The sequence below is a fragment of the Paenibacillus sp. OSY-SE genome, assembly GCF_000283315.1.
Taxonomy (GTDB): domain Bacteria; phylum Bacillota; class Bacilli; order Paenibacillales; family Paenibacillaceae; genus Paenibacillus_B; species Paenibacillus_B profundus.
Map to the genome: position 1 here is coordinate 136,963 of NZ_ALKF01000198.1, position 22,607 is coordinate 159,569.

Below are 22,607 nucleotides of genomic sequence, written 5' to 3' on the forward strand. Positions count from 1 at the left end.
TTATGAAAAAAAGCAGCGAATTATTGCATAATTCGCTGCACCGTGTATACATCCTTCACTCGTTTAATCTTCTCGACGACAGCTTGGAGATGATCTGTGTTCCGAATGAGAATCGTCATATGGATCATCGCCAGCTTGTTGCGGTCGGACCGACCAGATACTGCGGCGATATTCGTCTTGCTCTCTGATACAGCCTGCAGCACCTCATTTAGAAATCCGCGCCGATCCATCCCTGTAATCTCGATATCGACGCTATAATTCGCCTCGACTGATTCGCCCCAGGCCACGTCAATGATTCGTTCCGCTTCTTCCCCATCCGCTGTCGTAGGGATATTCAAGCAGTCCGCACGATGTACCGATACTCCGCGTCCACGCGTCACATACCCAACAATATCATCGCCGGGCACCGGATTGCAGCAACGTGCAAAGCGGACAAGCAAATTATCGATGCCTCTGACGCTGACGCCATGGGTCGGCCGGGATTTGCGTTCCGACTCTTTCTTGACTTCCTTCACTTCGTGCGTCAGTTCAATCTGACTCGCTTCCTCTGCTTCCTTGCGCAGCTTCTCCGTCAAGCGCGTACAGATTTGCGCTGCCGTAATGCCGCCGAAGCCGATGGCTGACATCATATCCTCAATATCGTTAAACGAGAATTTCTTCGCTGCTTCAAGCAATTTGTCATCGGACATCCAAGCAGGCGGCTCTAAGCCGAGTCGTTTTAACTCGCGCTCAATCATGTCCCGCCCTTTTTGCACATTTTCTTCACGCTTCTCTTTTTTGAACCATTGCTTAATTTTCGAGCGCGCATGCGAGGATTGAGCAATTTTGACCCAGTCCGAGCTTGGACCGTACGAATGCTTCGACGTCAAAATTTCAACGATATCTCCGGTCTTTAGCTTATGATCAAGCGGCACGATTCGACCATTCACCTTGGCGCCAATCGTGCGGTTCCCGACCTCGGTATGAATGCGGTAGGCGAAATCAAGCGGCACCGATCCAGTCGGAAGCTCGATAACCTCTCCCTTCGGTGTGAAGACGAATACCGAGTCCGAGAAGAAATCCATCTTGAGCGATTCGACAAATTCCTGCGCATCCTTCGTCTCCTGCTGTAAATCCAGGATTTCACGCAAAAACGTCATCTTTTCTTCAAAGCTGCCCCCTGTGGAAGTATTTCCTTCTTTATAGGCCCAGTGGGCGGCAATCCCGTATTCTGCCGTGCGATGCATTTCCCATGTGCGAATCTGCACCTCTGTCGGCTCTCCTGTCGGGCCGATGACCGTCGTATGAAGCGACTGGTACATATTTGCCTTCGGCATTGCAATATAGTCCTTAAAGCGGCCAGGCATCGGCTTCCACAGCGTATGGATGATGCCAAGCGTCGCGTAACAGTCTTTAATGTTATCGACAATAATCCGAATCGCCAATAAATCATAAATTTCATTAAACTGCTTATTTTTTGCCGTCATTTTCTTATAAACGCTATAAATATGCTTCGGCCTTCCGGACAAATCAGCCGTAATTCCCATCTCATCCAGCTTCTCTTTGATGCGAGCGATAACGTCGGAAATGTACTGCTCTCGTTCGGCACGTTTCTTATGCATTAAATTCGCGATGCGGTAATACTGCTGCGGATTCAAGTAACGAAGCGCAATATCTTCCATTTCCCATTTGATCGCAGATATCCCGAGTCGGTGAGCGATCGGGCAGAAGATTTCCAATGTCTCATACGCGATACGGCGCTGGCTTTCTTCTGACTGATACTTCAACGTGCGCATATTGTGCAGCCGATCCGCCAGCTTGATGACAATAACTCGGATATCGTTCGCCATGGCGATGAACATTTTGCGATAGTTCTCGTTCTGCTGTTCCTCTTTGGATCGGAACTGAATGCGTTCCAGCTTCGTCAAACCGTCGACAAGCATCGCACAGGTTTCCCCGAACTTCGCATGCACTTCCTCCAGCGACACAGACGTATCCTCAACGACATCGTGCAACAGCGCTGCCACGGCGGAGGTTGGATCCATCTGCATGTTCACAACAATATCTGCGACCGCCAGTGGATGCAATATATAAGGTTCACCAGACTTCCGAACTTGTCCGGAATGCGCTCTGTCGGCAAATTCGTAAGCTTCGCGAATACGCTGCAGGTCCGGGTCTTTCATATAGGTCGAAGCCTTCATTAATAATTGCTCGATGCCCATTGGAGTCGTTTCGATTCCTTTCTACATCCGGGGCAGTACCCCTAGACTACAGATTATCCTATAATTATGCCTTTATTCGGTGTCTCCCGTCAATGGCCTCGAAATTGCTTTGTCAATGTCCGATGTCCGTTGCTGTCAAACTTTGATAAAGAAACGTATTTTTTTATATACATGTCACTTTTTTATCGATATCGTAAAATTTGTTGTTGAAATGAAACCCCAACAACATGTAAATTATATAGTTGGGTCTGAAACTTCATTGTGCGGCCAATTACAATTACATATTAAAGGAGTGCATTCGCCTTGCAACGCGAAATTCAAGTGCATGAGAAACCGGGCCTCGCCCCGGGACTGCTGCTTAGCATTCAACATCTGTTCGCCATGTTCGGCTCAACCGTTCTCGTACCCAACCTATTCCACATCGATCCGGGTATCGTACTGCTTATGAACGGCCTTGGCACCCTGTTCTATCTCGTCTTATGCCGCGGTCTCATCCCCGCTTATCTGGGATCGAGCTTCGCCTTCATCTCCCCGGTGACCGTCGTACTGGCCGGGAAGACTGAGAACTACGCACAGGCGCTCGGCGGATTTATCGTATCCGGAATCATCTTCATTCTCGTGGCGTTAATCGTCAAATGGGTTGGCACGCGCTGGCTGGATGTTCTGTTCCCTCCTGCAGCCATGGGCGCAATTGTAGCCGTTATCGGTCTGGAACTCGTGCCGGTCGCTGCTGGCATGTCGGGACTCATTCCGGCCAGTCCGGATGCGCCGCTAGATTCGACTGCTATCACTCTCGCGCTGATCACGCTCGGGACAACGATAATCGGGAACGTCATGTTCCGCGGCTTCTTTAAAATCATTCCTGTGCTCATTGGAATTATAACTGGATATGTCGTCGCGTACTTTATGGGAGAAGTTAAAATGAGCCTCGTTGCAGAAGCCGCCTTCTTTAAAACGCCGACATTTACGTTCCCTGAGTGGAATTTGACGGCAATTGCCATCATCATACCTGCCGCGCTCGTCGTCGTCGTCGAGCATATCGGTCACTTGATGGTGACAAGCAATATCGTAGGCAGAGACTTGTCCAAGGATCCGGGATTGCACCGCTCCTTGCTTGGCAACGGGGTTTCCACCGTTATTTCCGGCTTCCTTGGCTCCACGCCAAATACGACGTATGGAGAGAACATTGGCGTCATGGCGCTGACGCGTGTCTACTCGGTGTGGGTTATCGGCGGAGCGGCCGTATTTGCCGTGCTGATGTCGTTCTTCGGCAAGGTATCTGCGCTTATCGCCAACATTCCGGTTCCGGTCATGGGCGGCGTATCACTCTTGCTGTTCGGGGTCATCGCAGCTTCAGGCCTGCGTGTGCTGGTCGATTCCAAAGTTGACTTCAGCAAACCTAAAAACCTGCTCTTGACGACGCTTGTTATCGTCATTGGCATTAGTGGTGCGAAGCTGCAGCTCGGTGCCGTCGAATTGAAAGGAATGGCGCTTGCGACCGTGCTCGCTATCTTCCTGAACTTGTTCTTCATCATCATCGACAAGCTTCGCCTGTCTAACGAATAGCGACAGCTAAAAACTTGTTGGAACACTCACTTAGAGAAAATCCCCTTGGAACACAGTTCCAAGGGGATTTTTGTTTAGGTCGGATTAATACGTGAGAAGCGTGAACACATCAATATCCTTCAGCTTGTCCCGACCGTTCAAGTAGCTAAGCTCGATCAAGAACAATGCGCCTACGACTTCGCCGCCCAATTGGCGAACCAAGTCGATGGAAGTGGAAATCGTACCGCCGGTAGCAAGCAAATCATCGGCGATAAGCACTTTCTGACCCGGTTGAATCGCATCTTTGTGCATCGCCAGCTTGTCGTTGCCGTACTCCAGATTATATCCGGCTTCAATCGTGTCGCCTGGCAGCTTCCCGCTCTTGCGAATAGGCACAAAGCCAGCTCCGATGGACAAGGCGAGCGGCGCGCCTACAACGAACCCGCGCGCTTCTGGACCAGCAACCAGATCGATTTGCTTATCCTTGACCAATTCTTTCATCGCTGCGATCGAAGCTTGATAAGCTGGACCGTCCTTGAGTAGCGTTGTAATGTCCTTGAAGCTGATTCCCGGTTGTGGAAAGTCAGGGATGACACGAATGTACGATTTAAAATCCATACGAATTCCTCCTAAATTGGTTATACACCGCGCACACGGTCCCAGCATGACCAGAGCCAAGCCGCAAAAGCCTCTGTCGCTGGTTCATACCAACGACTTTCCCAGGCGGAGGCAATCATCCAATCCTGATAGCGCTGCGATTGTTCAAGTGAAGTCTTCTGAGGCTGCTCCACGATGCGATAGGTTACTTTTTCTTGAGATAATATACATGTTATAAAGTCCAAATCTTGAAATACACCGAACAGGAGCAGCAGTTCTCTATCGCTCATGTTCAATCGAGAGGCAAGTGACTGTAATAGTGCCGGTTCGGTGTCCCATGTTGCCAATCGTCTCAATTCACTATAAGCGCGAGCGATGCGTTCCCGTTCAGGCGAGTGCAGCCGTCCTCCCTCCGGTTGCCGGGGCAGGATGACATATATTCTTTCGACGTCCGGCAGCTGCCGGGCCACTCGTTCGAATTCTTCCTCGCTTGGCGGCATGCCGCAGATGACTAGTTCTCGCACATGGCTTGACAGGTCGGCAACGAATGCATCGTCCGCTTTCCAGCCCCAGGCACCCGGAATAATGACAGGTCCCTTCTCTTCATCGCTGTACAGCCATACATACGGCTCGGCTGCATATACACCTGCCTGCTCCCGTGTCAAGACAAGAGCGCATGATTGCGGCGCGTCCTGTTCTAATATTCGAGCCAACTCAACTGCCTTATCCACAGCATTGGAGGTGGCTCGCATATCGAACAATTGCCGCTCTGCAATGCGAATATCCTGCATCATAAGTTGAGGCTTGCGCTGGCCGTTCCATTCGTTTACCGACAGTTCGCCAAGCACATCTGCCCTCACATCGGAGGCGATTCGATGCGACAAGCTGCCGCGATGAAAAGCTACCGCATCCAATGTAGCACGGTCTTTCGCCAACATCAACTTCAAATGTTGACCTTCTTTACCCATCGTCCGCTTATCGCGCACGATCGCATTGCGAATGACGACACGAGGGCTTGGATTGCCCATTCCGAATGGAGCGAGACGTTCCAACTGCTCAATCTCGGATAGCGGAACGTCTGACACTTCACATTCCGCGTCCACTTCCACGCTAGGCATGAAGTGTTCTTCCTTCAGCTTCGCTTGAGCTGACTCATTCAAGCATCGTTCCAGTTCCTCAAGCTTATCCTGATGGAGCGTCATACCCGCTGCAGCCTGATGGCCTCCGTAATGCTCGAACAGCTCGGCGCAGTCGGTCATCGCTTCATACAGGTCAAATCCGGGGATCGATCGGGCTGAACCTTTACACATACCGCTCTCTGGATCAATACCTAACACGAACGTAGGCCGATAATATCGCTCTAATATTTTAGAAGCGACAATACCGATGACTCCAACATTCCATCCTGCGGCTGCAAGCACGATGACGTGAGGAACGCCTTCTTTCTGTTCTATCTTTTTTTCCAGTTGGGCTTCCGCTTCCTTCACGATACTTTCCACAATCTTTTGCCGCTCCCGATTCAGCCGATCGAGCTCTTCTGCGCACGCTTGGGCCGTCTCGTCATCATCCGTCGTCAAAAGCTGTACTGCCGTATCCGCATGATCGAGCCGTCCGCTGGCATTGATTCGCGGCGCCATCGAGAAGGCGATATCTGTCGATGTTACATGGTTCGGTTCGATACCGCCGATTCTCATTAAGGCTCGTATCCCCGTATAATCGGAACGACCCATACGTTTCAGCGCTTTTTGGACAATGATCCGGTTCTCATCGATAAGCGGCATCAGATCCGCCACCGTGCCGATGGCAGCCAGCTCCAGCCATTCCTCTGGCAAGCGTCCAAGCAGTGCGTGAGCAACTTTAAAGGCAACTCCTACGCCTGCTAATCCTTTGAACGGATACGTGCAGTATGGAAGCTTCGGATTAACGAGAACGTAAGCGTCAGGAAGTTGTTCCGGTGGCTCATGATGGTCCGTGACAACGACATCAATGCTTAACTCCTTGGCGTATGCAACTTCTTCGAGGGCGCTTATTCCCGTATCGACAGTGACGATGAGCGTACAGCCTGCCGCTTTCGCGTGATCGATCGCCGCCTTATTCAGGCCGTAACCTTCGTTGGCCCGATGCGGAATGTAGTAATCAAAGTTCGCCTGCAAATGACGCATCACATAAATCATCAATGAGGTGCTCGACACCCCGTCTGCATCGTAATCCCCATAAATGCGAATTCGTTCATTATTGGCAATCGCTTGTCGAATCCGTTCCACTGCCTGTTCCATACCGGCCATAAGGAACGGATTGTGCATAAGTTCAACATCAGCATTTAGAAAACGATGAATCTGCTCCGCATCTTCTACCCCGCGCACCATGAACATACGCGCCAGCAGCTTCGAAATATTGGCTTCGCGCGCCAACTGTTCAACGCGGGCTTCCGATGTTTCCGCACAGATCCACCGCGAGCGTGGATGAAGCATCCTTCCTCTCCTTTATCAACATCTATTGCAATAAGGTTGTCGTGTCTTCCCGGACTTGATCCTGCATCCGGTAAGGATACCCAGGATCGAACGGATTCACATGAACAAAGACATCGGCAACGTGTAAAAAGCGCTGCAGCAAATGATTTTTGACCCGCTTGGCGATCATATGTCCTTCAGCTACCGTCATGCGCGGATTTACGCTTATTTTAACATCTACGATGACGTAATGACCATGCTCCCGTGCGCGCAGCTCATCAACGGTAATAACACCATCGACCGTTTGCACCGCACGGATGAGCGGATTAGCTTCTTCGTCGTGAAGGACATGATCCATCGTCGAATGGATGGAATCCATGACAAGTTTATAGCCCATATGCAATACTAGTACAGCAACAGCGGCACCCGCAGCAGGGTCCATATACAGCAGCCAACCAATGTTGAGCTGCCCCCCAATCATCGCTGCGCCGACTCCGATTAACGCCGCGATGGACGAATACACGTCCGAGCGATGCTCCCATGCATTCGCGATAAGAGCTTGGGAAGAGAGTCTTTTGCCTAAACGATATTTATACTGGAACATTCCTTCTTTGGCCACAATGGATAACATAATTGCCGCGAGTGCATACCATTTCGGTATTTCCACTTGTCCGTTCCAAATCGATTTGACCGCAGAAATCGCCAGCTCAAGTCCAACGACAAGGAGCAATACCGAGACGATAATGGCCGCAATCGATTCCGCTTTTCCATGTCCGTAGGGATGATCTTTATCCGGCGGACGCTTGGCAGCCTTTAACCCAATGAGCACGGCAAAGGAGCCTGCTACATCGGAGGCGGAGTGGAATGCATCAGCGATAAGTGCTTGACTTCCGGACAAAAAGCCGGCAGCTCCTTTCACTGCAGCAAGAACGACATTTCCGATGATCCCTATCCATGCACCTGTCTCAGCTTTGGCAAAACGGTCGGTAGACATTTACATCCCTCGTTTGTATCACATTATGTCTGTGGCGTTGGCAGCTTGATCTTCAACCGATGAGAGGCACGCTGCCGCACAACGCCAAAGCCGCGTCACAAACGGACGCGGCTTTATCGTATGTTTCTTTCCTCCCAAATATGAGAAGAAACGAAAATTTTTGCTATTTCACGCAAGTGAAATAGGCAGCATTGACTTCGCAATTATGCAATGCCAATTCGTCCTTATTGTGCTTGCTGTGTCTTGGTAGATGCCTTCGGTTTCTTCTTCTCCTTGCTCTTCAGTACAACCCAGAGCGGGCTCGCGATGAAGATGGAGGAGTACGCACCGAATCCCAAGCCGAACAGAATCGCCAGTGAGAACATGCGAATCGACTCGCTGCCGAAGATGAACAAGCAGAGTGCCGCCACCAGCACGGTCAACACCGTATTAATAGAACGAGTCAGCGTCTGATAGATACTGTCATTGACCAAGTGTGCCAGGTCATGAATGTTCTTAACTTTTGAAAACCGCAGATTTTCTCGTATACGGTCAAAAATAACGATCGTATCGTTGATGGAATAACCGATAATCGTCAGAATCGCAATGATGAACGGCAGATTAACCTCAAGCCTGAGAATTGAGAACAAGCTGATAACCATGAATGCGTCATGCAGCAGGGCTACAACCGCCGAGACCGCAAAGCGCCATTCGAACCGGATGCTGACGTAAAGAATAATTCCTAAGCTGGCAATCCCGACAGCAAGCAGCGCGTTGCGCTGCAGCTCACGTGCGATCTCAACGTCAACTGTACTGATTTCGAAGGAAGCCCCGGGATCAATCTTGTTGAAATCAGCTTTAAACTGCTTCTCTTGCGGCTCGGTCAACACTTCGCTAAAGCGAATGGTCATCCGTTCGGCCCCCGTCGTAATAATGGGTTCCTTCTTGAAATCATACGATTTCAGCAAATCGTCAACCTGAGTCTTCTCTATCGTCTTCGTCGAAGTGATATCCACATTCGTGCCCGAACTGAAGTCAACGCCGTAATTCAAGCCAAATACGCCGAGTGCTACCGCCCCAAGAATCGTAATGACGATGGAAAAGATAAAGAAATACTTGCTGGAATGAACAAAGTTGAATGTTCCCTTAAAGCGCACGGATTTCACTCTCCTTTACGCCGAAATATCCCGGTTTGGTCAACACATGTGCTTTCACAAGCATGTGCAGGAAAATACGGGAGAGGAACACGTTCGTAAAGATACTGACGATAACAGTCATCATCAATATGAGCGCGAAGCCCTTAACTTGGCTTTCTCCAAGAACGTACATTACGACACCAGCAATAATCGTCGTGATGTTCGCATCCATAATCGTACGGAAGGAGTTCTTGGATCCGGCTTTCATGGAAGAGTTAATCGATTTGCCGCTGCGAAGCTCTTCCTTAATCCGTTCGTACGTAATAATATTGGCATCCACGGCCATCCCGAGCCCCAAAATAAATGCCGCAATCCCGGGCAATGTGAGCGTAATCTCGGACAGCCAGAACACGATGAGCAGCATCCACGTGAACAGGATAAGCGAGAAGCTTGCGATGACGCCAGGCAAGCGATACACGATCAGCATGAATAGAAGGATAAGCGCTGTGCCGATTAAGCCCGCTTTCACGGTCTGATCGAGTGACAATTTACCGAGTGTTGCAGCAACGCTTTGCGAGTATTTCTCGGTCAGCTTCAGCGGCAACGCCCCTAAATTAATCGTATCCCGAAGCTCGTTCGCTTCCTCGTTCGTGCGTTGACCCGTAATGGTTGCTTCCCCGCCTGAAATTTCGTAGCTGACTGCCGGATCGGAAATCAAATGCTCGTCCATAAAAATGGCAAGGCGATTCCGTTGTTCCGGTGCCAAAGAAGCCAATCGTTTCGTAATTTCCGAGAACTTGCTGGCATCCTTCAGTTTAATCGCTACGATCGGCTGATGGAGCTCATTGAACACAACGCTTGCTCCACCTTCTACAAAGTCCGTACCTTTCAACTCTATTTTGCAGTAATCCGTCGCTTCCTTACAACCGTCAGAGCTGCGGAATGTCAGCACGGAAGGTTCTTTCAATCTTTTGCGTACTTCCTCTTCGTTTTTTACGTCGGCAATTTTTACGCGGATGCGATCCGAACCTTCAATCGTAATTTCCGGTTCACTAGTTCCTGTCGCGTTAATCCGCTTGTCTAAGCTTCTTGCCGTTTGTCTCAGCGCCTCAGATGTAATCTTCCCGCCCGGTTCAAGTGGCGATGCTTGATATAAAATCTCAAATCCGCCCTTCAAATCGAGTCCGAGACGTATGTTGTTGACTATCGAAGGGCTAGTCCAAACAATAACGCCTAGCGATACAACAACGATGAGCAGGAATGCGAGCACCCTTTTCATATCGTCCCAAGTCCCCTTTCATATTCAATATTCCTATTATATCGGCGGTCATTTTTCGAGTCAATTTTACGGATCATGGCGATAACGGGATTCACTGTGCTCTTGTGCCGTTGTACATACTGTTTCCACGCTATTTTCATGGAAAAAATTATTATTTTTGTTTGCAGAAGAAAAGCTCCTTATCGGAGCATGATGAGCTGCCTTTCTGTTTTACATGTTAGCTTTCACCTATATAAATTCGTGATCAAAAGGTTTTTTTTGAACATTAAATGGGTTCCCCCCGGAAAGCCGCCATGGTCATATAGTTCATAAATTGCGTTGATTTTAAAGACAGTATGTCATTCACGACGCGATGCAGCGCCGGCTTGTCATTATTTTTTTTATACTTTGCACTGACGCATTCCCATACATCTTCTCCCGTTACGTACTCATAGCCAAGCAGCCTTAGCTCTTCCGCCTTACTGATGCAGCACAGCTCGATAGCCTCAATGCGCTCTTGTTCGGTATACAGCTCAGACATGCCGCACATCCCCTTTCTAATTATGACAACATTCGACCTCACTGTGCCGAATTCCTGCTCCACATCTTTTCCATGCGTAAGAAAAAGAAAACTTGCCTGCAGCGCGACATTCATAGAACGAATCGGCATGGAATAGGGACAACCGCATATCTATGGATATAACAGGTAGACAAGTCCGCTTCGGAAGAGGGATGAACCGTGAAAAAGCAATCGTTTATACAAGGAACGCTAATCTTATTGGCCGCAGGCATCATTAATCGGATTCTCGGGTTTATACCTCGCATTACCCTTCCGCGTATTATCGGGGCAGAAGGAGTAGGCATTTATCAGCTAGGTTATCCGTTTCTTATCGTCATCATTACACTCATTACAGGCGGAGTTCCGCTAGCAGTGGCCAAGCTTATCGCTGAGGCGGATGCTACGGGGGACAAGCAGCGCGTTCGCAGAATTGTAGTGACCGCCATGCGGCTCACTGTTAGCGCTGGTATCATCTTCTCCGTCCTCTACGTCGTGCTGGCCCCATGGATTACGTCCAAGCTGCTGACGGACAGCCGGGTCTATTATACATTTCTCGTGATGACTCCGATCATTGTGTTCGTCGCCATCTCTTCCGTGCTGCGCGGTTATTTTCAAGGCATGCAGAACATGGTCCCCACCGCGATGTCGCAAGTCACGGAGACGCTCATCCGCATTGTCGCCGTCATCGTCTTTGCATATATGTTCCTGCCCTATGGCCTCGAGTGGGCTGCCGCAGGCGCCATGGCAGGCGTCGTTGTTGGTGAATTAGGGGGACTGCTCGTGTTAATGTTTCTCATGCGCTCTGCTCGGAAGCAGACCGCAGCGGACGATGAAGTCAAGACAGAGCAGCCTGCTGCAGACCAACGCAGCGAAATGTCACGCCTGCTCCATATTGCGCTGCCTGTGACCGGAGGAAGACTCATCGGCTCCTTGTCCTATTTATTGGAATCCATTACGATTGCGCGAAGCTTAGCCATGGCGGGTGTCGTTACCGCAGTTGCCACCGCTCAATATGGAGCCTTGCAAGGTATGATTATCCCTATACTTACCTTACCGGGCGCATTGACGTATTCTCTGGCTGTCTCCTTGGTCCCTTCTCTGTCTGAGGCATTAGGACGCAAAGATATGGAGACGATTCATAAGCGCATCCATCAAGCGCTGCGGCTCGCTCTAGTCAGCGGTGCACCGTTTGCCGTCGCCATGTTCGTATTGGCGCTTCCATTATGTGCGCTGCTCTATAACGATGTGAGCGTCGCGCCTATGTTAAAATGGATGGCCCCCATCGCCGTCTTCATTTACTTGCAGGCTCCACTTCAAGCCGCCTTGCAAGCGCTTGAACGTCCCGGCACGGCATTGGTAAATACATTTATCGGAGCAGCGCTGAAGATCATTCTTATCGTCCAGCTTACTTCAAATCCAAGTCTTGGCATCTATGGTGCAGTCATCGCTATATGTATTAATACGGTTGTCGTCACTATGCTTCATGGGATAGGGGTCATTCATCATATAAAGCTCAAAATGCCTTGGATGGACTTTTTAAAAGTAGCTGCCGCGATGATTATTACTGCGGGGTGCATGCAGGCCGTATACACGCACTTTCCTGCAGCTTCGGGGCAATTTTTAGCCAAGTTTATCGTTTCATGCCTGGCTGGGGTGGTCGTTTATCTTCTATTGCTTATCCTGATGCGTCTCATTGATCGCGATGATTTGGCGCGGCTTCCTTTGCTCCGGCAGTGGTTCGCCCCGAAGCCGCACCATAAATAACCTATGCTCGTAGTCAAAAGGGGCTTTTTGGAGAACCTCTTATGGTTGTTTCCGATCGATGAACATATGCCCTTTATGATCAATTGAACAGAAAAATACTTGTTTAAATTCGTTTACACCTTTTAACTGAAGTTGATTTTTCAACCAAAATCGCGTCTTATTAATGCTTTGTAGATTATCATCCTGCACCTTACCGTCCATGATAAGGGGAAGAGGTAAGGTTGCAAACCGAAAGCGATCGGGCTGGGGCAGGGTAGGCTTCTTCTTCTGTTTAGTATTGCTTGAAGAATTTGCAGCGGACGCTTCCGAACTGTCATCACCTGATGCTGAGGAGCCGCTGGACATGCCCATTATATCCGGATAATCCGAATCATCGGCGCCGCTGGACTGCCCGTTGGAGCTGCTGGCATTCTCCATAAGGAACACGGTCAGCTTCCCCGTTGATTCCAGGATCGCATACTTCACGTCCTCGAAATTATCGATGCCTTGTTCACGCAACTGCTGCATTAAATCATCCAGGTTATACCGTTGCTTACTCATTTCTTTCCGATTTAAATTCCCATTCGCTATTACAATACTCGGGAACCCGTCAAAAAGAAGCCGCAGCCTTCTACTTTTCAACGACATAAAGGACAGACTGATTTGGATGATGATTAACACACCTATGGGCACAAATCCTTCCCAGTAAGGCCGATTCTTGTCCTCAATGACAAATACCGCAACATCAGCAATCATAATGGAAATGACGAGGTCAAATACGGACAGCTTGCCGATTTCCCGTTTTCCCATCAAACGAAGCACGATGAACACCGTAAAATACATGACGACCGTACGAACAACGACGGTCCAGATTTCCATATGTAACACCCTCCTCGCGTACCGATATTGTCGGATTGCGAAAGCCGCATTCATTGGTATTCTGACCGCCGTTTCGCTAAGGCATTCAGCATTTAGTTATTGAAATATTCCCATCCGCTTTCTTCCTGTTGCGCACATCCCTCGAAGAAGGAGGAGTGGAGTTAATACACATCGAGATCAAAAGTTACAGGATGAATAGTAGAATATACACGGTAGAAATGAGTAACGACACGATGGTAATCGGCGCCCCGATCTTCAGGAAATCCATGTAACTGAAGCCGTTGCCTTCGCGCTGCGCCATGCCTGCCACAATAACGTTTGCAGAGGCTCCGATAAGCGTTCCGTTTCCTCCTAAGCAGGCTCCCAGCGCCAATGACCACCAGAGCGGATTTAACTGGTTCGGGTCTGTAATGCCCATTTGTGTACCCACATCCTGAAGCAATGGAATCATCGTTGCGACGAACGGGATATTATCTATCGTTGCCGACGCAATACCCGACACCCACAGTACAAGCATTGAAGTGCTCGTCATATCTCCGTTTGTTATACTAAGCGTCATTTGGGCTAGCTGTTTGATAATGCCTGCTTCAATCAATCCGCCAACGAGGATGAACAAACCGATAAAGAACAGGATAGTGACCCACTCCACTTTGTGCAATGCTTCTTCGAGCTCCTCTTCGTTTTTCAGACCGATGAGCATTAACACTGCAGCTCCTGCCATGGCGACGACAGCTGCTTCTACATGAATGACCGAATGCAGGACGAAGCCAACGATCGTAAGGAGAAGAACCGTTACAGATTTACGCACCAACCGCTTATCAGAAATGTACGACGCCGCTGACAATTCCATCAATGCATATCGCTGGCTGTCCGATACTTTTAGTTGCTTGCGATAAATAAGAATTAGCATTCCGATGACGGCGACAACGATGACCGCGATAATCGGTGCCAAGTTGGTCAAGAACATATTAAACGTCAAATGCTTATTGGCAGATCCAATCATAATGTTCGGCGGATCGCCGATAAGCGTTGCCGTTCCCCCAATATTTGAAGCAATGACTTCAGCTATCAGAAACGGCACCGGATTGATTTTCAGCATGCGGGTAATGGAGAACGTAATCGGCACCATCAATAAGACAGTCGTTACATTATCCAGAAAGGCTGAGCCCACAGAAGTGAGCAGAAATAAAATAATCAATATTCGAATCGGTCTTCCTTTCGCTTTCTGCGCAGCCTTCACAGCTGCATATTGAAATATCCCGCTCTTGTTCGTAATGCCGACGAGTATCATCATTCCGACAAGCAGGAAAATTGTATTCCACTCAATATAAGTTGTAAATGCTGTATGCACATCTACAATTTGGAGGATTAGCATAGCCACCGCACCGAGCAGAGCGATTATCGCTCGGTTTATTTTTTCCGAAATTATGATGGCATACGAAACCAAAAAAATGATGACCGCTGCGGTCACCTGCCAACTTGCTGCATCTTGTCCCACAAATTCCATCCCTCTCTAGTGAATTGCTTGTTCGAGTATTTCATACTCACTATGGACTTATCGATCACACATTATAACACCCGACTTTTTTTTTCGTCTATGCCTTGTACTATTTCGTACAGCTTGCCCATACGATGATTACTAAACAGTTCCAATTTGGAAAGGGGTTATTGAAATTGAACATGAATGCGATTCAGCGCGTTTCCCACTGGAAAGTTAGTCATCCGTTATTGGCCGGTGTCGTCTATGCCTTTGTGTGGATGGCCTTAGGCGCTTTAGCTTTATCCGTCATGTTATATTCCAGTTCTGCCAGCGAAGATGATATGATAAGCTATACTTATATTGTTCACGCTATCGCTCTTTTTATCGGAGGATGGATTTCTGGACGGCGAAGCGGCAAGAAAGGCTGGTATTATGGCGGGATAACTGGCTTATGCTATTCTATGCTCGTTCTGCTTATTGGCTTTCTTGCTATGGACGCAGGGCTTAGCGGCACCAAGCTCCTGCTTGTACTCATTGCTTTTTGCATCGGAGCCTTGGGTGGAATTATCGGTGTAAATATGAGCAGAACGGGCAAATGACCAATTCATGTGATTGAATAGGAACATTCGATTCATGTAATCCCCCTCTATTTGTGATATACTATTGAAGTTTAACATTGCAAAGTGACAATACTTAGGGGGATTATCATGGTTTTATTCCATTCCATGCAGTCCGTCACGCTCTGGACCGTCGCAGTCGTCATCTTGCTAATTTGGTTCGGTTCGCGCCGACAGCCGTTGGCTGTCGTTAGCGCTTTTGTGAAAGCACTGTGGACTTCTCGTTCGTTCTTGTTTGCCTTTATCGCACTTATTCTTATTCTAATGATAAATGGATGGGAGCTTACGATTGAAAGTTGGCTTAACATTAATTGGGACTTTACAGCCAATATTCATCGCTTGGAAGGACAATTCGTATATAGCGTACAGCAAATATTCAATCACCCGCTTATTACACAAGTTGTGTCTTTTTTCTATATTGTTGTGTTTCAGGCGTTAATTGTAGGTTCGCTCGCCATTTATACAGCCAACGGGAATATGCGCATGGCGCATGCGGTCTGTTATGCAATTATGATTAATTATATTGTAGCCATACCTTTCTACTTGTTCTTTCCGGTTAACGAAGTATGGTCTTACCCGCCAGCAGGCGTCAAGTTCCGCATGTTGGATGTGTTCCCGAGCTTTGAAGAAAGTTACCGCTCCTTATCTGGACTCGATAACTGTTTCCCTAGCTTGCACACTTCCATCTCCGTGACTGTCGCTTTGCTCGCTTCACAGTCCCGTAACCGGCGTTGGTCCATCTTTACGGCTATTAGTGCGATTATTATCGTATTCTCCATCTTCTATCTCGGCATTCATTGGCTGACCGATATGGTGGCTGGAACGATGCTCGCCGTCTTCGCTGCCTGGATGGGCATGAAGTTGGCTGGTGTTCAAATGTCCTGGGGAACGATGCTTCCAACACGACAGAAGCCCTATGCCAAGTCATACCCCAACTCCAAAGAATTGCTATAAGAGCTTTCAAAACGCCTCCCTTTGTACACGAAGGATAACGACTCAAGCAAGCCGGCAGCTTGCTAATGCCTCAACAACAAAGAAGCGATGCTCCTATTCAACGGAGTATCGCTTCTTTGTTGATTGCTGCTAAATACCTTATTATGACGCGCTTGAAGTTTCCTCGCTTGTAACAATGTTGCTAATCGCACTGCGGTCAAAAGTCATCTTCGTTACGTCATTGACGCGAAGGACCACGATGTCGTCTGTAATCTCAACAATCGTACCGTGAAGTCCGCCGATCGTGACGATTTTGTCTCCCTTTTTCAATGCAGTAAGCATCGAATTCCGCTGTTTCTGTTTCTTCTGCTGCGGACGGATTAATAAGAAATAAAATACGGCAAACATAGCGATGAAAGGCAATAACATCGCCATAATTCCGCCGCCCCCTGCTGCATCTGCTCCAGCTAATAGCATATGTAATCCCCCTTTCCATAAAATATAAACAATATGTATAGACTCGCTGCTCCGTTACACAATACAAATAATAATACATAATAGGAGCAGTCGCGTCCATTAGAAGCCGCTCTCGTTGCGATCCATCCCATAAGCCTCGAAAAATTCATCCCTGAAGTCGCGGAGACGATCTTCCCGAATGGCTTCACGCACTTGTCGCATCAAATCCAACAAAAAGTGTAAATTATGATACGTTGTCAAGCGAAGTCCGAACGTTTCGTCCGCTTTGATGAGATGGCGTAAATACGCACGCGAGTAGTTGCGGCAGGTGTAACAATTGCACTTCGGATCAAGCGGCCCAAAGTCCCGCGCGAACTTAGCATTGCGTACGACGAGACGTCCTTGACTCGTCATCGTTGTTCCGTTACGAGCAATCCGAGTCGGCAGGACGCAATCGAACATGTCCACTCCGCGCATAGCACCTTCGACAAGCGCATCCGGTGAACCGACGCCCATCAAATATCGTGGTTTAAGAGCAGGCAATAGCGGCATCGTGTAATCAAGCACATCATACATAAGATGTTTTGGCTCTCCTACGCTCAATCCACCAATAGCATACCCCGGGAAATCCATCGAAGTCAAATCCATTGCGCTCTGACGACGCAAATCCTCAAACATGCCTCCTTGCACAATAGCGAACAGCGCTTGATCATGTGGACGAGAATGACTGTTCAAGCATCTTTCTGCCCAACGTGTCGTACGCTCCAATGATTGCTTCACATAGGCATGCTCGGCAGGATAAGGTGCGCACTCGTCAAAAGCCATCATAATATCTGAACCGAGTGCATTTTGAATTTCCATCGCTTTCTCCGGAGAAATAAATAGCTTGTCCCCGCTTAGATGAGAACGAAAATGTACACCCTCTTCTTCAATCTTACGCATGTCGCTCAGACTAAATACTTGAAATCCGCCGCTGTCCGTCAAAATGGCACGATCCCAGTTCATAAACGAATGGAGACCGCCCGCTTCCTTCACGATGTCGTGTCCCGGACGAAGGAACAGATGGTACGTATTGCTCAAAATAATCTTGGCATCCATATCCTTCAATTCTTCCGGGCTCATTGTCTTTACGGTTGCCTGAGTGCCAACTGGCATAAATATCGGGGTCTCGAACGAGCCGTGCGGCGTATGAACGCGTCCGAGGCGCGCCCCAGTTTGTTTGCATGTCTTAATTAACTCATACGTTACTGCTGCCATGTAATTATCTCATCCTTGTTTTTGGTTTAACGATCATCATAAATGAACATGGCGTCGCCAAAGCTAAAGAAACGGTATTCGCGTTCGATAGCTTCTTGATAGGCAGCCATAATTCGCTCACGTCCTGCCATTGCGCTTACTAGCATAACGAGTGTTGACTTCGGCAAGTGAAAGTTAGTAAGCAGCGCATCGACGAGCTGGAACGTGTAGCCCGGATACATGAAAATATCCGTCCAGCCCGAGCATGAAGCTACAACTGCGCCTTCATACCGCTCAGCCACCGTCTCCAGCGTACGCGCGGATGTGGTGCCTACCGCCACAATTCGTCCGCCCTGACGCTTTGCATCATTGATAAGCGCAGCTGTCTCTTCGCTTAGTTCATAATACTCCGAATGCATCACATGCTCTTCCACGGTATCAGCAGACATGGGGCGGAACGTTCCCAGCCCGACATGCAGCGTAATATAAGCGATACGAACGCCCATACGTTCGATATCCTTCAATATTTCTTTCGTAAAATGCAAACCTGCTGTGGGAGCAGCTGCCGAACCTTCATGCTTCGCATAGACCGTCTGATATCGCTCCCGATCTTCCAACTGCTCTTTAATATAAGGCGGCAAGGGCATTTGACCGAGCTCGTCCAAGATTTCGTTGAAGATGCCTTCATAGGAGAAGCGAAGAACTCTTGCCCCCATCTCACGCTCCTCTACGACCTCCGCTTGCAGCTTATCGCTGAAGTGAACGACAGCCCCTTCCTTCAACCTTTTCGCTGGCTTCACCAATGCTTCCCAGCAATCATCTTGCTCTTGCTTTAATAGCAATACCTCCACCTTAGCACCGGTATCCGGCTTGACGCCGAACAGCCGGGCAGGGATTACCCTTGTATCATTCAATACGAGCAAATCCCCGGCACGCAAAAATTGCAAAATGTCTGAAAATAGTTGATGTCCGATAGCTCCGGTACGGCGGTTCAACGTCAATAGACGAGAAGCCGTCCGGTCCTGCAACGGAGTCTGTGCAATTAAATGTTCAGGCAAATGAAAATCAAATAAGTCCACATTCATTGTTTGTCCGTCCTAACGCTTCACAAGCTCCACATTTTTGTAATAGTATTGCAAAATTTTCTTGTAGTCATACCCCTGATCAGACAAACCTTTGGCACCCCACTGCGACATTCCTACGCCGTGACCGTTGCCTTTGCCAACAAACAGGAATGATGGCTCTGAGTTGACGATGCCGCTCTTCTCATTCGCGCCTAGCTTAACTCCGTTCTCCGGCACTTTCGCATCGGATTGGTTCGTGCCGCTCACAGCCTGAGCACCGCCAACTCCGTTCAGTTCCTTCGTCTTTCCATCCACGCCTGCTGCCGTATATGCGTCAGTAGACACAATGTCGAACAGCGTGCTCGGAAGTCCCCCAAACGCATAGCGGAAGTTATCAGGATAGCTAACGTCCACTTGAACTCCGTTCGCTTCTATCTTGACGGCGCGGCCAGATGGTCCGCGTTCCGTAATCTCCAAGCTGGTAACCGGACCGTTCAGCGCGGTCTTCGTACGGCTCTTCAACCAACTCGTGATTTGCTCCGATGTATATGGACCGCGAACCCAATTCATTTCCGTTGATTCCGCAACCGTCTCAATCACTGCGAGTGATGTGCCCTTATTTACTTTAGCGATCGGGTTCACATCGGATTGAATGGCTGGATTAGGACGAATATTCGTGCCATCCTCCTGTACGGAGACGAGCGCAAAGCCTGCTTCATTATGCCGTTCGGTCATGTCGACTACATCTTCACGGATGTAACCCGATTTGCCGTCTGGCATAACGACATGATACCATGATTTCTTGCCTTCCTGCACGGCGTCATCAGGGCTGTCCACCACTTGGAAATAATCATAGGAACCGCCCCACACTTCGCTAGGATCGGCTGTCTTGCCTCCGGCATTGGAGTTGAAGATCGCTTCGATTAGTTTGCCGTTCTGCATCAATACTTCTCCAGCCGTGTCTTCAACAGCCTTCTTAATGTTGGGATGTTCCTTCTCGACACCATAATAGGCTTGGCTTAATGTCGTATCCACCACATTGGCGATTTCGAATTTTGTGCCCTGATACAGCGCGAACGTGCGTGCCGCCACCGCCTGAGCTTTCAGTGCTTCCTGCGGCCAACTGGAGTATACCTCTCCACCGACTACCGAAATTAAATATTGCTCCAGTGGCACTTCATTCACTAATGCAAGCTCCCCATTATGCAAGCTTACTTCCATCTCACCACGATAAGCACGTTCATATCGTTCCGAGATTTTAATATTCGTCGGCTCAGCCGGCTTCACCAACCACTTGACGGTTCCGTTAACACGTAAATGGGTCAAGCTTCCGGTTCCTGTCTCTTCTAACGTATGTATAAGGGCTCCTTGCGCTTGTGCAGGGCGTACAGATACGGATAGATTCTTTCGTTCAATGGAGGCTTTCGTCTGTTCGAGCTGCGCCTCCGATTCTGCTTGTCCGGCCCATACGGAGGTCAATAACTGCCCGTTCGATATCATAGAGACGACAAAGGCGTCCACATCCGCATCGAGCAACATCTTCTGGACCGCTTTTGCTTCATTGGATGAAGCGTACGTTCCCGTCTGCACATAATGTGGGCCAGCGACGGTTGGTTCGTAACCTTTCAGCAAAGAAACAACGCTTCCATCATTTTTCAGCCGGGTTAAGGCTTGGTTCGCTGCTTTGCCTGTCGGGTAGCTCCCTACATATATCGCATAGAAGGTCGTACCCCGGCGCTGCATCTCGCTCATAATTGCATCATCGCTCGCTTGCGCCTTCTTCAGTACCGCTGTAGCGACCGCTTTATCTTTCGTCTCGATTAGTTTTACCTTATAATCATCTGCGCTGAATCGAACCTGCTCCGTACCCGCATCGACAATGCCTATGCTCTCCGCATTGTGACGCGCTGCAATCTGAAGTTTCGATGTGGAAGACATCGTAATGCGCGCCGTCTCTCCTGGCGATCCCTTGGACAGATTCGCAAATAAAGCTACGCGGATGTCCTCGCTCTTCACATTCTGCGGAGGAACTGTGTCTTTATCAGCTGCAGCCTCCGCTGCATGCGCTATGAGCTGCGCACCGCTGCCAGGCAGCGGTGCGAGCGAAGCCCCGCTCACAAGCAAAGCCCCCGCCAGCATCCCCACTGCCGTTCTGCGGATAACGTTCCGGTTGTTTTTCATGTTACATTCCCCTTCCTGCACGTCTCTCCGTTGAAACAATTAGAGGTTGTGCAAAAAACCCCTTTTGATCACGAAGCATCCAAGATATCATTTGACATCGAATCTTGCATTCACCCTTGAAGAGCATATGCTTCCGAAGTATGTATCCTCCGGAAACATTGCAGGCGCTCATGAGTCTTACCTACATTCCGCTCTTCCTTCGAGGAATGCTTCCGATGTAGTTCTCTTGCTGAAACTTGTACTTCTCGGTGCTGAAAAGTGACTTTTTTTGAGCACGCACTATTATTTCAGTTATTTATTTTCTGGAATTGGCAATCCTAAATGAGTGTATGCCTGTGGCGTCACCATACGTCCGCGCGGCGTGCGTTGAAGAAAGCCGATCTGCAGCAAATATGGCTCATATACGTCTTCAATCGTCTGGCTCTCTTCACCGATTGTCGCTGCAATCGTGTCCAGTCCAACAGGTCCGCCACGAAAATGTGAAATCATCGCATGCAGCATCTTATGGTCAATCTGATCTAATCCGATCGGATCGACCTGAATGCTCTGTAGCGCTTCCTTCGCAATTTCCGGAGTAATGATGCCGTCTCCGCGAACTTGCGCAAAGTCGCGAACCCGCTTCAGCAGCCGATTGGCAATCCGTGGCGTCCCGCGGGATCGTACAGCGATCTCGTCGGAAGAATCTCCTACGACCTGCACTTCCAAAATATCGGCAGCCCGCGATACGATAAAGCTGAGCTCGTCCTTGTTGTAGTACTCTAGCCGGCTCATGACACCGAATCGGTCGCGCAGCGGTGCGGACAGTAGGCCTGCGCGTGTAGTCGCCCCGATCAGCGTGAACTTGGGCAGATCCAGACGGACTGACCGCGCGCTCGGACCTTTGCCGATAATAATATCCAGCGCAAAGTCCTCCATCGCGGGATACAGCACTTCCTCCACCGTGCGGTGAAGGCGGTGAATCTCATCGATGAACAGCACGTCGCCTTCCTGCAAGTTCGTCAAGATCGCTGCCAAATCACCTGGGCGCTCGATCGCAGGACCGGAAGTAGTGCGAATATTGACACCGAGCTCGTTCGCAATGATGTTGGAGAGCGTCGTCTTCCCAAGCCCTGGCGGCCCGTACAAGAGAACATGATCCAACGCTTCCTTCCGCATTTTCGCCGCTTCGATAAACACCTTCAAGTTGTCCTTCACTTGCGATTGCCCAATATACTCAGACAAATACCGCGGACGAAGGCTCAACTCGACGACTTGATCTTCCATCATGTAATTGGCTGATATGATGCGCTCTTCCATCTT

Annotated in this window: 18 protein-coding genes; 4 read left to right on the forward strand and 14 right to left on the reverse strand. The window is 49.1% G+C overall.

The genetic code is table 11. The annotated features are described in order from the left end of the window. Nucleotides 1-20: 20 nt before the first annotated feature. On the reverse strand, nt 21-2,201 hold the full coding sequence (locus A372_RS0124960) for a RelA/SpoT family protein (protein ID WP_019423649.1): 2,181 nt from the start codon (nt 2,199-2,201) through the stop codon (nt 21-23). 303 nt (nt 2,202-2,504) lie between these two features. Between A372_RS0124960 and uraA the strand changes: the two genes are divergently transcribed. Beyond that, nucleotides 2,505-3,767, forward strand: a complete 1,263-nt coding sequence (gene uraA, locus A372_RS0124965) for a uracil permease (RefSeq protein ID WP_019423650.1) — start codon at nt 2,505-2,507, stop codon at nt 3,765-3,767. A gap of 84 nt (nt 3,768-3,851) precedes the next feature. Here the strand turns inward: uraA and A372_RS0124970 are convergent, their stop codons facing one another. The 6 genes from A372_RS0124970 to A372_RS0124995 all read right to left on the reverse strand — a co-directional run bounded on the left by A372_RS0124970 (nt 3,852) and on the right by A372_RS0124995 (nt 10,701). After that, a complete protein-coding gene (locus A372_RS0124970; protein ID WP_019423651.1) occupies nt 3,852-4,364 on the reverse strand; it encodes an adenine phosphoribosyltransferase in 513 nt (170 codons plus the stop codon). A gap of 20 nt (nt 4,365-4,384) precedes the next feature. Next, nucleotides 4,385-6,814, reverse strand: coding sequence for a single-stranded-DNA-specific exonuclease RecJ (recJ, locus tag A372_RS0124975; RefSeq protein WP_019423652.1), 2,430 nt, complete (start codon nt 6,812-6,814; stop codon nt 4,385-4,387). Nucleotides 6,815-6,836: 22 nt separating this feature from the next. Then, nucleotides 6,837-7,787, reverse strand: a complete 951-nt coding sequence (locus A372_RS0124980; protein ID WP_019423653.1) for a cation diffusion facilitator family transporter — start codon at nt 7,785-7,787, stop codon at nt 6,837-6,839. A 224-nt stretch (nt 7,788-8,011) separates the two neighbouring features. Then, the gene (gene secF, locus A372_RS36705; protein WP_019423654.1) at nt 8,012-8,923 is read right to left on the reverse strand and encodes a protein translocase subunit SecF; all 912 of its coding nucleotides are present in this window, start codon (nt 8,921-8,923) and stop codon (nt 8,012-8,014) included. Beyond that, nucleotides 8,913-10,181 (reverse strand): protein translocase subunit SecD, encoded by a 1,269-nt coding sequence (gene secD, locus A372_RS36710; RefSeq protein ID WP_019423655.1) that lies wholly within the window; start codon nt 10,179-10,181, stop codon nt 8,913-8,915. The genes secF and secD overlap by 11 nt, the downstream gene beginning before the upstream one ends. 265 nt (nt 10,182-10,446) lie before the next feature. After that, nucleotides 10,447-10,701 (reverse strand): post-transcriptional regulator, encoded by a 255-nt coding sequence (locus tag A372_RS0124995; RefSeq protein WP_026011281.1) that lies wholly within the window; start codon nt 10,699-10,701, stop codon nt 10,447-10,449. Between the two features lie 198 nt (nt 10,702-10,899). Between A372_RS0124995 and spoVB the strand changes: the two genes are divergently transcribed. Continuing rightward, on the forward strand, nt 10,900-12,483 hold the full coding sequence (gene spoVB, locus A372_RS0125000) for a stage V sporulation protein B (RefSeq protein WP_019423658.1): 1,584 nt from the start codon (nt 10,900-10,902) through the stop codon (nt 12,481-12,483). A 39-nt stretch (nt 12,484-12,522) separates the two neighbouring features. On the opposite strand, the gene A372_RS0125005 is transcribed toward spoVB, so the two are convergent. Further along, nucleotides 12,523-13,341, reverse strand: coding sequence for a DUF421 domain-containing protein (locus A372_RS0125005; protein WP_019423659.1), 819 nt, complete (start codon nt 13,339-13,341; stop codon nt 12,523-12,525). A gap of 184 nt (nt 13,342-13,525) precedes the next feature. Next, complete coding sequence (locus A372_RS0125010) at nt 13,526-14,848, reverse strand: ArsB/NhaD family transporter (RefSeq protein WP_019423660.1); 1,323 nt, start codon at nt 14,846-14,848, stop codon at nt 13,526-13,528. Nucleotides 14,849-15,021: 173 nt separating this feature from the next. Here A372_RS0125010 and A372_RS0125015 point away from each other — a divergent pair, with 173 nt between their 5' ends. Together A372_RS0125015 and A372_RS0125020 are read left to right on the forward strand one after the other, a co-directional pair. Beyond that, nucleotides 15,022-15,420 carry a TIGR04086 family membrane protein gene (locus A372_RS0125015; RefSeq protein WP_026011282.1) on the forward strand — a complete coding sequence of 133 codons (399 nt, stop codon included), beginning with the start codon at nt 15,022-15,024 and terminating at the stop codon, nt 15,418-15,420. A gap of 108 nt (nt 15,421-15,528) precedes the next feature. After that, nucleotides 15,529-16,392, forward strand: coding sequence for a phosphatase PAP2 family protein (locus A372_RS0125020; RefSeq protein WP_019423662.1), 864 nt, complete (start codon nt 15,529-15,531; stop codon nt 16,390-16,392). Nucleotides 16,393-16,533: 141 nt separating this feature from the next. Here A372_RS0125020 and yajC read toward each other — a convergent pair whose 3' ends face one another. The 5 genes from yajC to ruvB form a co-directional block, all read right to left on the reverse strand. After that, complete coding sequence (gene yajC, locus A372_RS0125025) at nt 16,534-16,848, reverse strand: preprotein translocase subunit YajC (protein ID WP_019423663.1); 315 nt, start codon at nt 16,846-16,848, stop codon at nt 16,534-16,536. A 99-nt stretch (nt 16,849-16,947) separates the two neighbouring features. Continuing rightward, entirely contained in the window at nt 16,948-18,084 is a 1,137-nt protein-coding gene (gene tgt, locus A372_RS0125030; RefSeq protein ID WP_019423664.1) for a tRNA guanosine(34) transglycosylase Tgt, read from the reverse strand. 26 nt (nt 18,085-18,110) lie between these two features. Continuing rightward, a complete protein-coding gene (gene queA / locus A372_RS0125035; protein ID WP_019423665.1) occupies nt 18,111-19,148 on the reverse strand; it encodes a tRNA preQ1(34) S-adenosylmethionine ribosyltransferase-isomerase QueA in 1,038 nt (345 codons plus the stop codon). Nucleotides 19,149-19,160: 12 nt separating this feature from the next. Then, nucleotides 19,161-21,308 (reverse strand): SpoIID/LytB domain-containing protein, encoded by a 2,148-nt coding sequence (locus tag A372_RS0125040; protein ID WP_019423666.1) that lies wholly within the window; start codon nt 21,306-21,308, stop codon nt 19,161-19,163. Nucleotides 21,309-21,599: 291 nt separating this feature from the next. Beyond that, complete coding sequence (gene ruvB, locus A372_RS0125045; protein ID WP_019423667.1) at nt 21,600-22,604, reverse strand: Holliday junction branch migration DNA helicase RuvB; 1,005 nt, start codon at nt 22,602-22,604, stop codon at nt 21,600-21,602. Nucleotides 22,605-22,607: the final 3 nt, after the last annotated feature.

Coding starts and splice junctions, on each gene's coding strand:
- A372_RS0124960 (WP_019423649.1), bottom strand. CDS start 2,201: ATGGGCATCGAGCAATTATTAATGAAGGCTTCGACCTATATGAAAGAC.
- A372_RS0124970 (WP_019423651.1), bottom strand. CDS start 4,364: ATGGATTTTAAATCGTACATTCGTGTCATCCCTGACTTTCCACAACCG.
- recJ (WP_019423652.1), bottom strand. CDS start 6,814: ATGCTTCATCCACGCTCGCGGTGGATCTGTGCGGAAACATCGGAAGCC.
- A372_RS0124980 (WP_019423653.1), bottom strand. CDS start 7,787: ATGTCTACCGACCGTTTTGCCAAAGCTGAGACAGGTGCATGGATAGGG.
- secD (WP_019423655.1), bottom strand. CDS start 10,181: ATGAAAAGGGTGCTCGCATTCCTGCTCATCGTTGTTGTATCGCTAGGC.
- A372_RS0124995 (WP_026011281.1), bottom strand. CDS start 10,701: ATGTCTGAGCTGTATACCGAACAAGAGCGCATTGAGGCTATCGAGCTG.
- A372_RS0125005 (WP_019423659.1), bottom strand. CDS start 13,341: ATGGAAATCTGGACCGTCGTTGTTCGTACGGTCGTCATGTATTTTACG.
- A372_RS0125010 (WP_019423660.1), bottom strand. CDS start 14,848: ATGGAATTTGTGGGACAAGATGCAGCAAGTTGGCAGGTGACCGCAGCG.
- A372_RS0125015 (WP_026011282.1), top strand. CDS start 15,022: ATGAATGCGATTCAGCGCGTTTCCCACTGGAAAGTTAGTCATCCGTTA.
- A372_RS0125020 (WP_019423662.1), top strand. CDS start 15,529: ATGGTTTTATTCCATTCCATGCAGTCCGTCACGCTCTGGACCGTCGCA.
- yajC (WP_019423663.1), bottom strand. CDS start 16,848: ATGCTATTAGCTGGAGCAGATGCAGCAGGGGGCGGCGGAATTATGGCG.
- tgt (WP_019423664.1), bottom strand. CDS start 18,084: ATGGCAGCAGTAACGTATGAGTTAATTAAGACATGCAAACAAACTGGG.
- queA (WP_019423665.1), bottom strand. CDS start 19,148: ATGAATGTGGACTTATTTGATTTTCATTTGCCTGAACATTTAATTGCA.
- A372_RS0125040 (WP_019423666.1), bottom strand. CDS start 21,308: ATGAAAAACAACCGGAACGTTATCCGCAGAACGGCAGTGGGGATGCTG.
- ruvB (WP_019423667.1), bottom strand. CDS start 22,604: ATGGAAGAGCGCATCATATCAGCCAATTACATGATGGAAGATCAAGTC.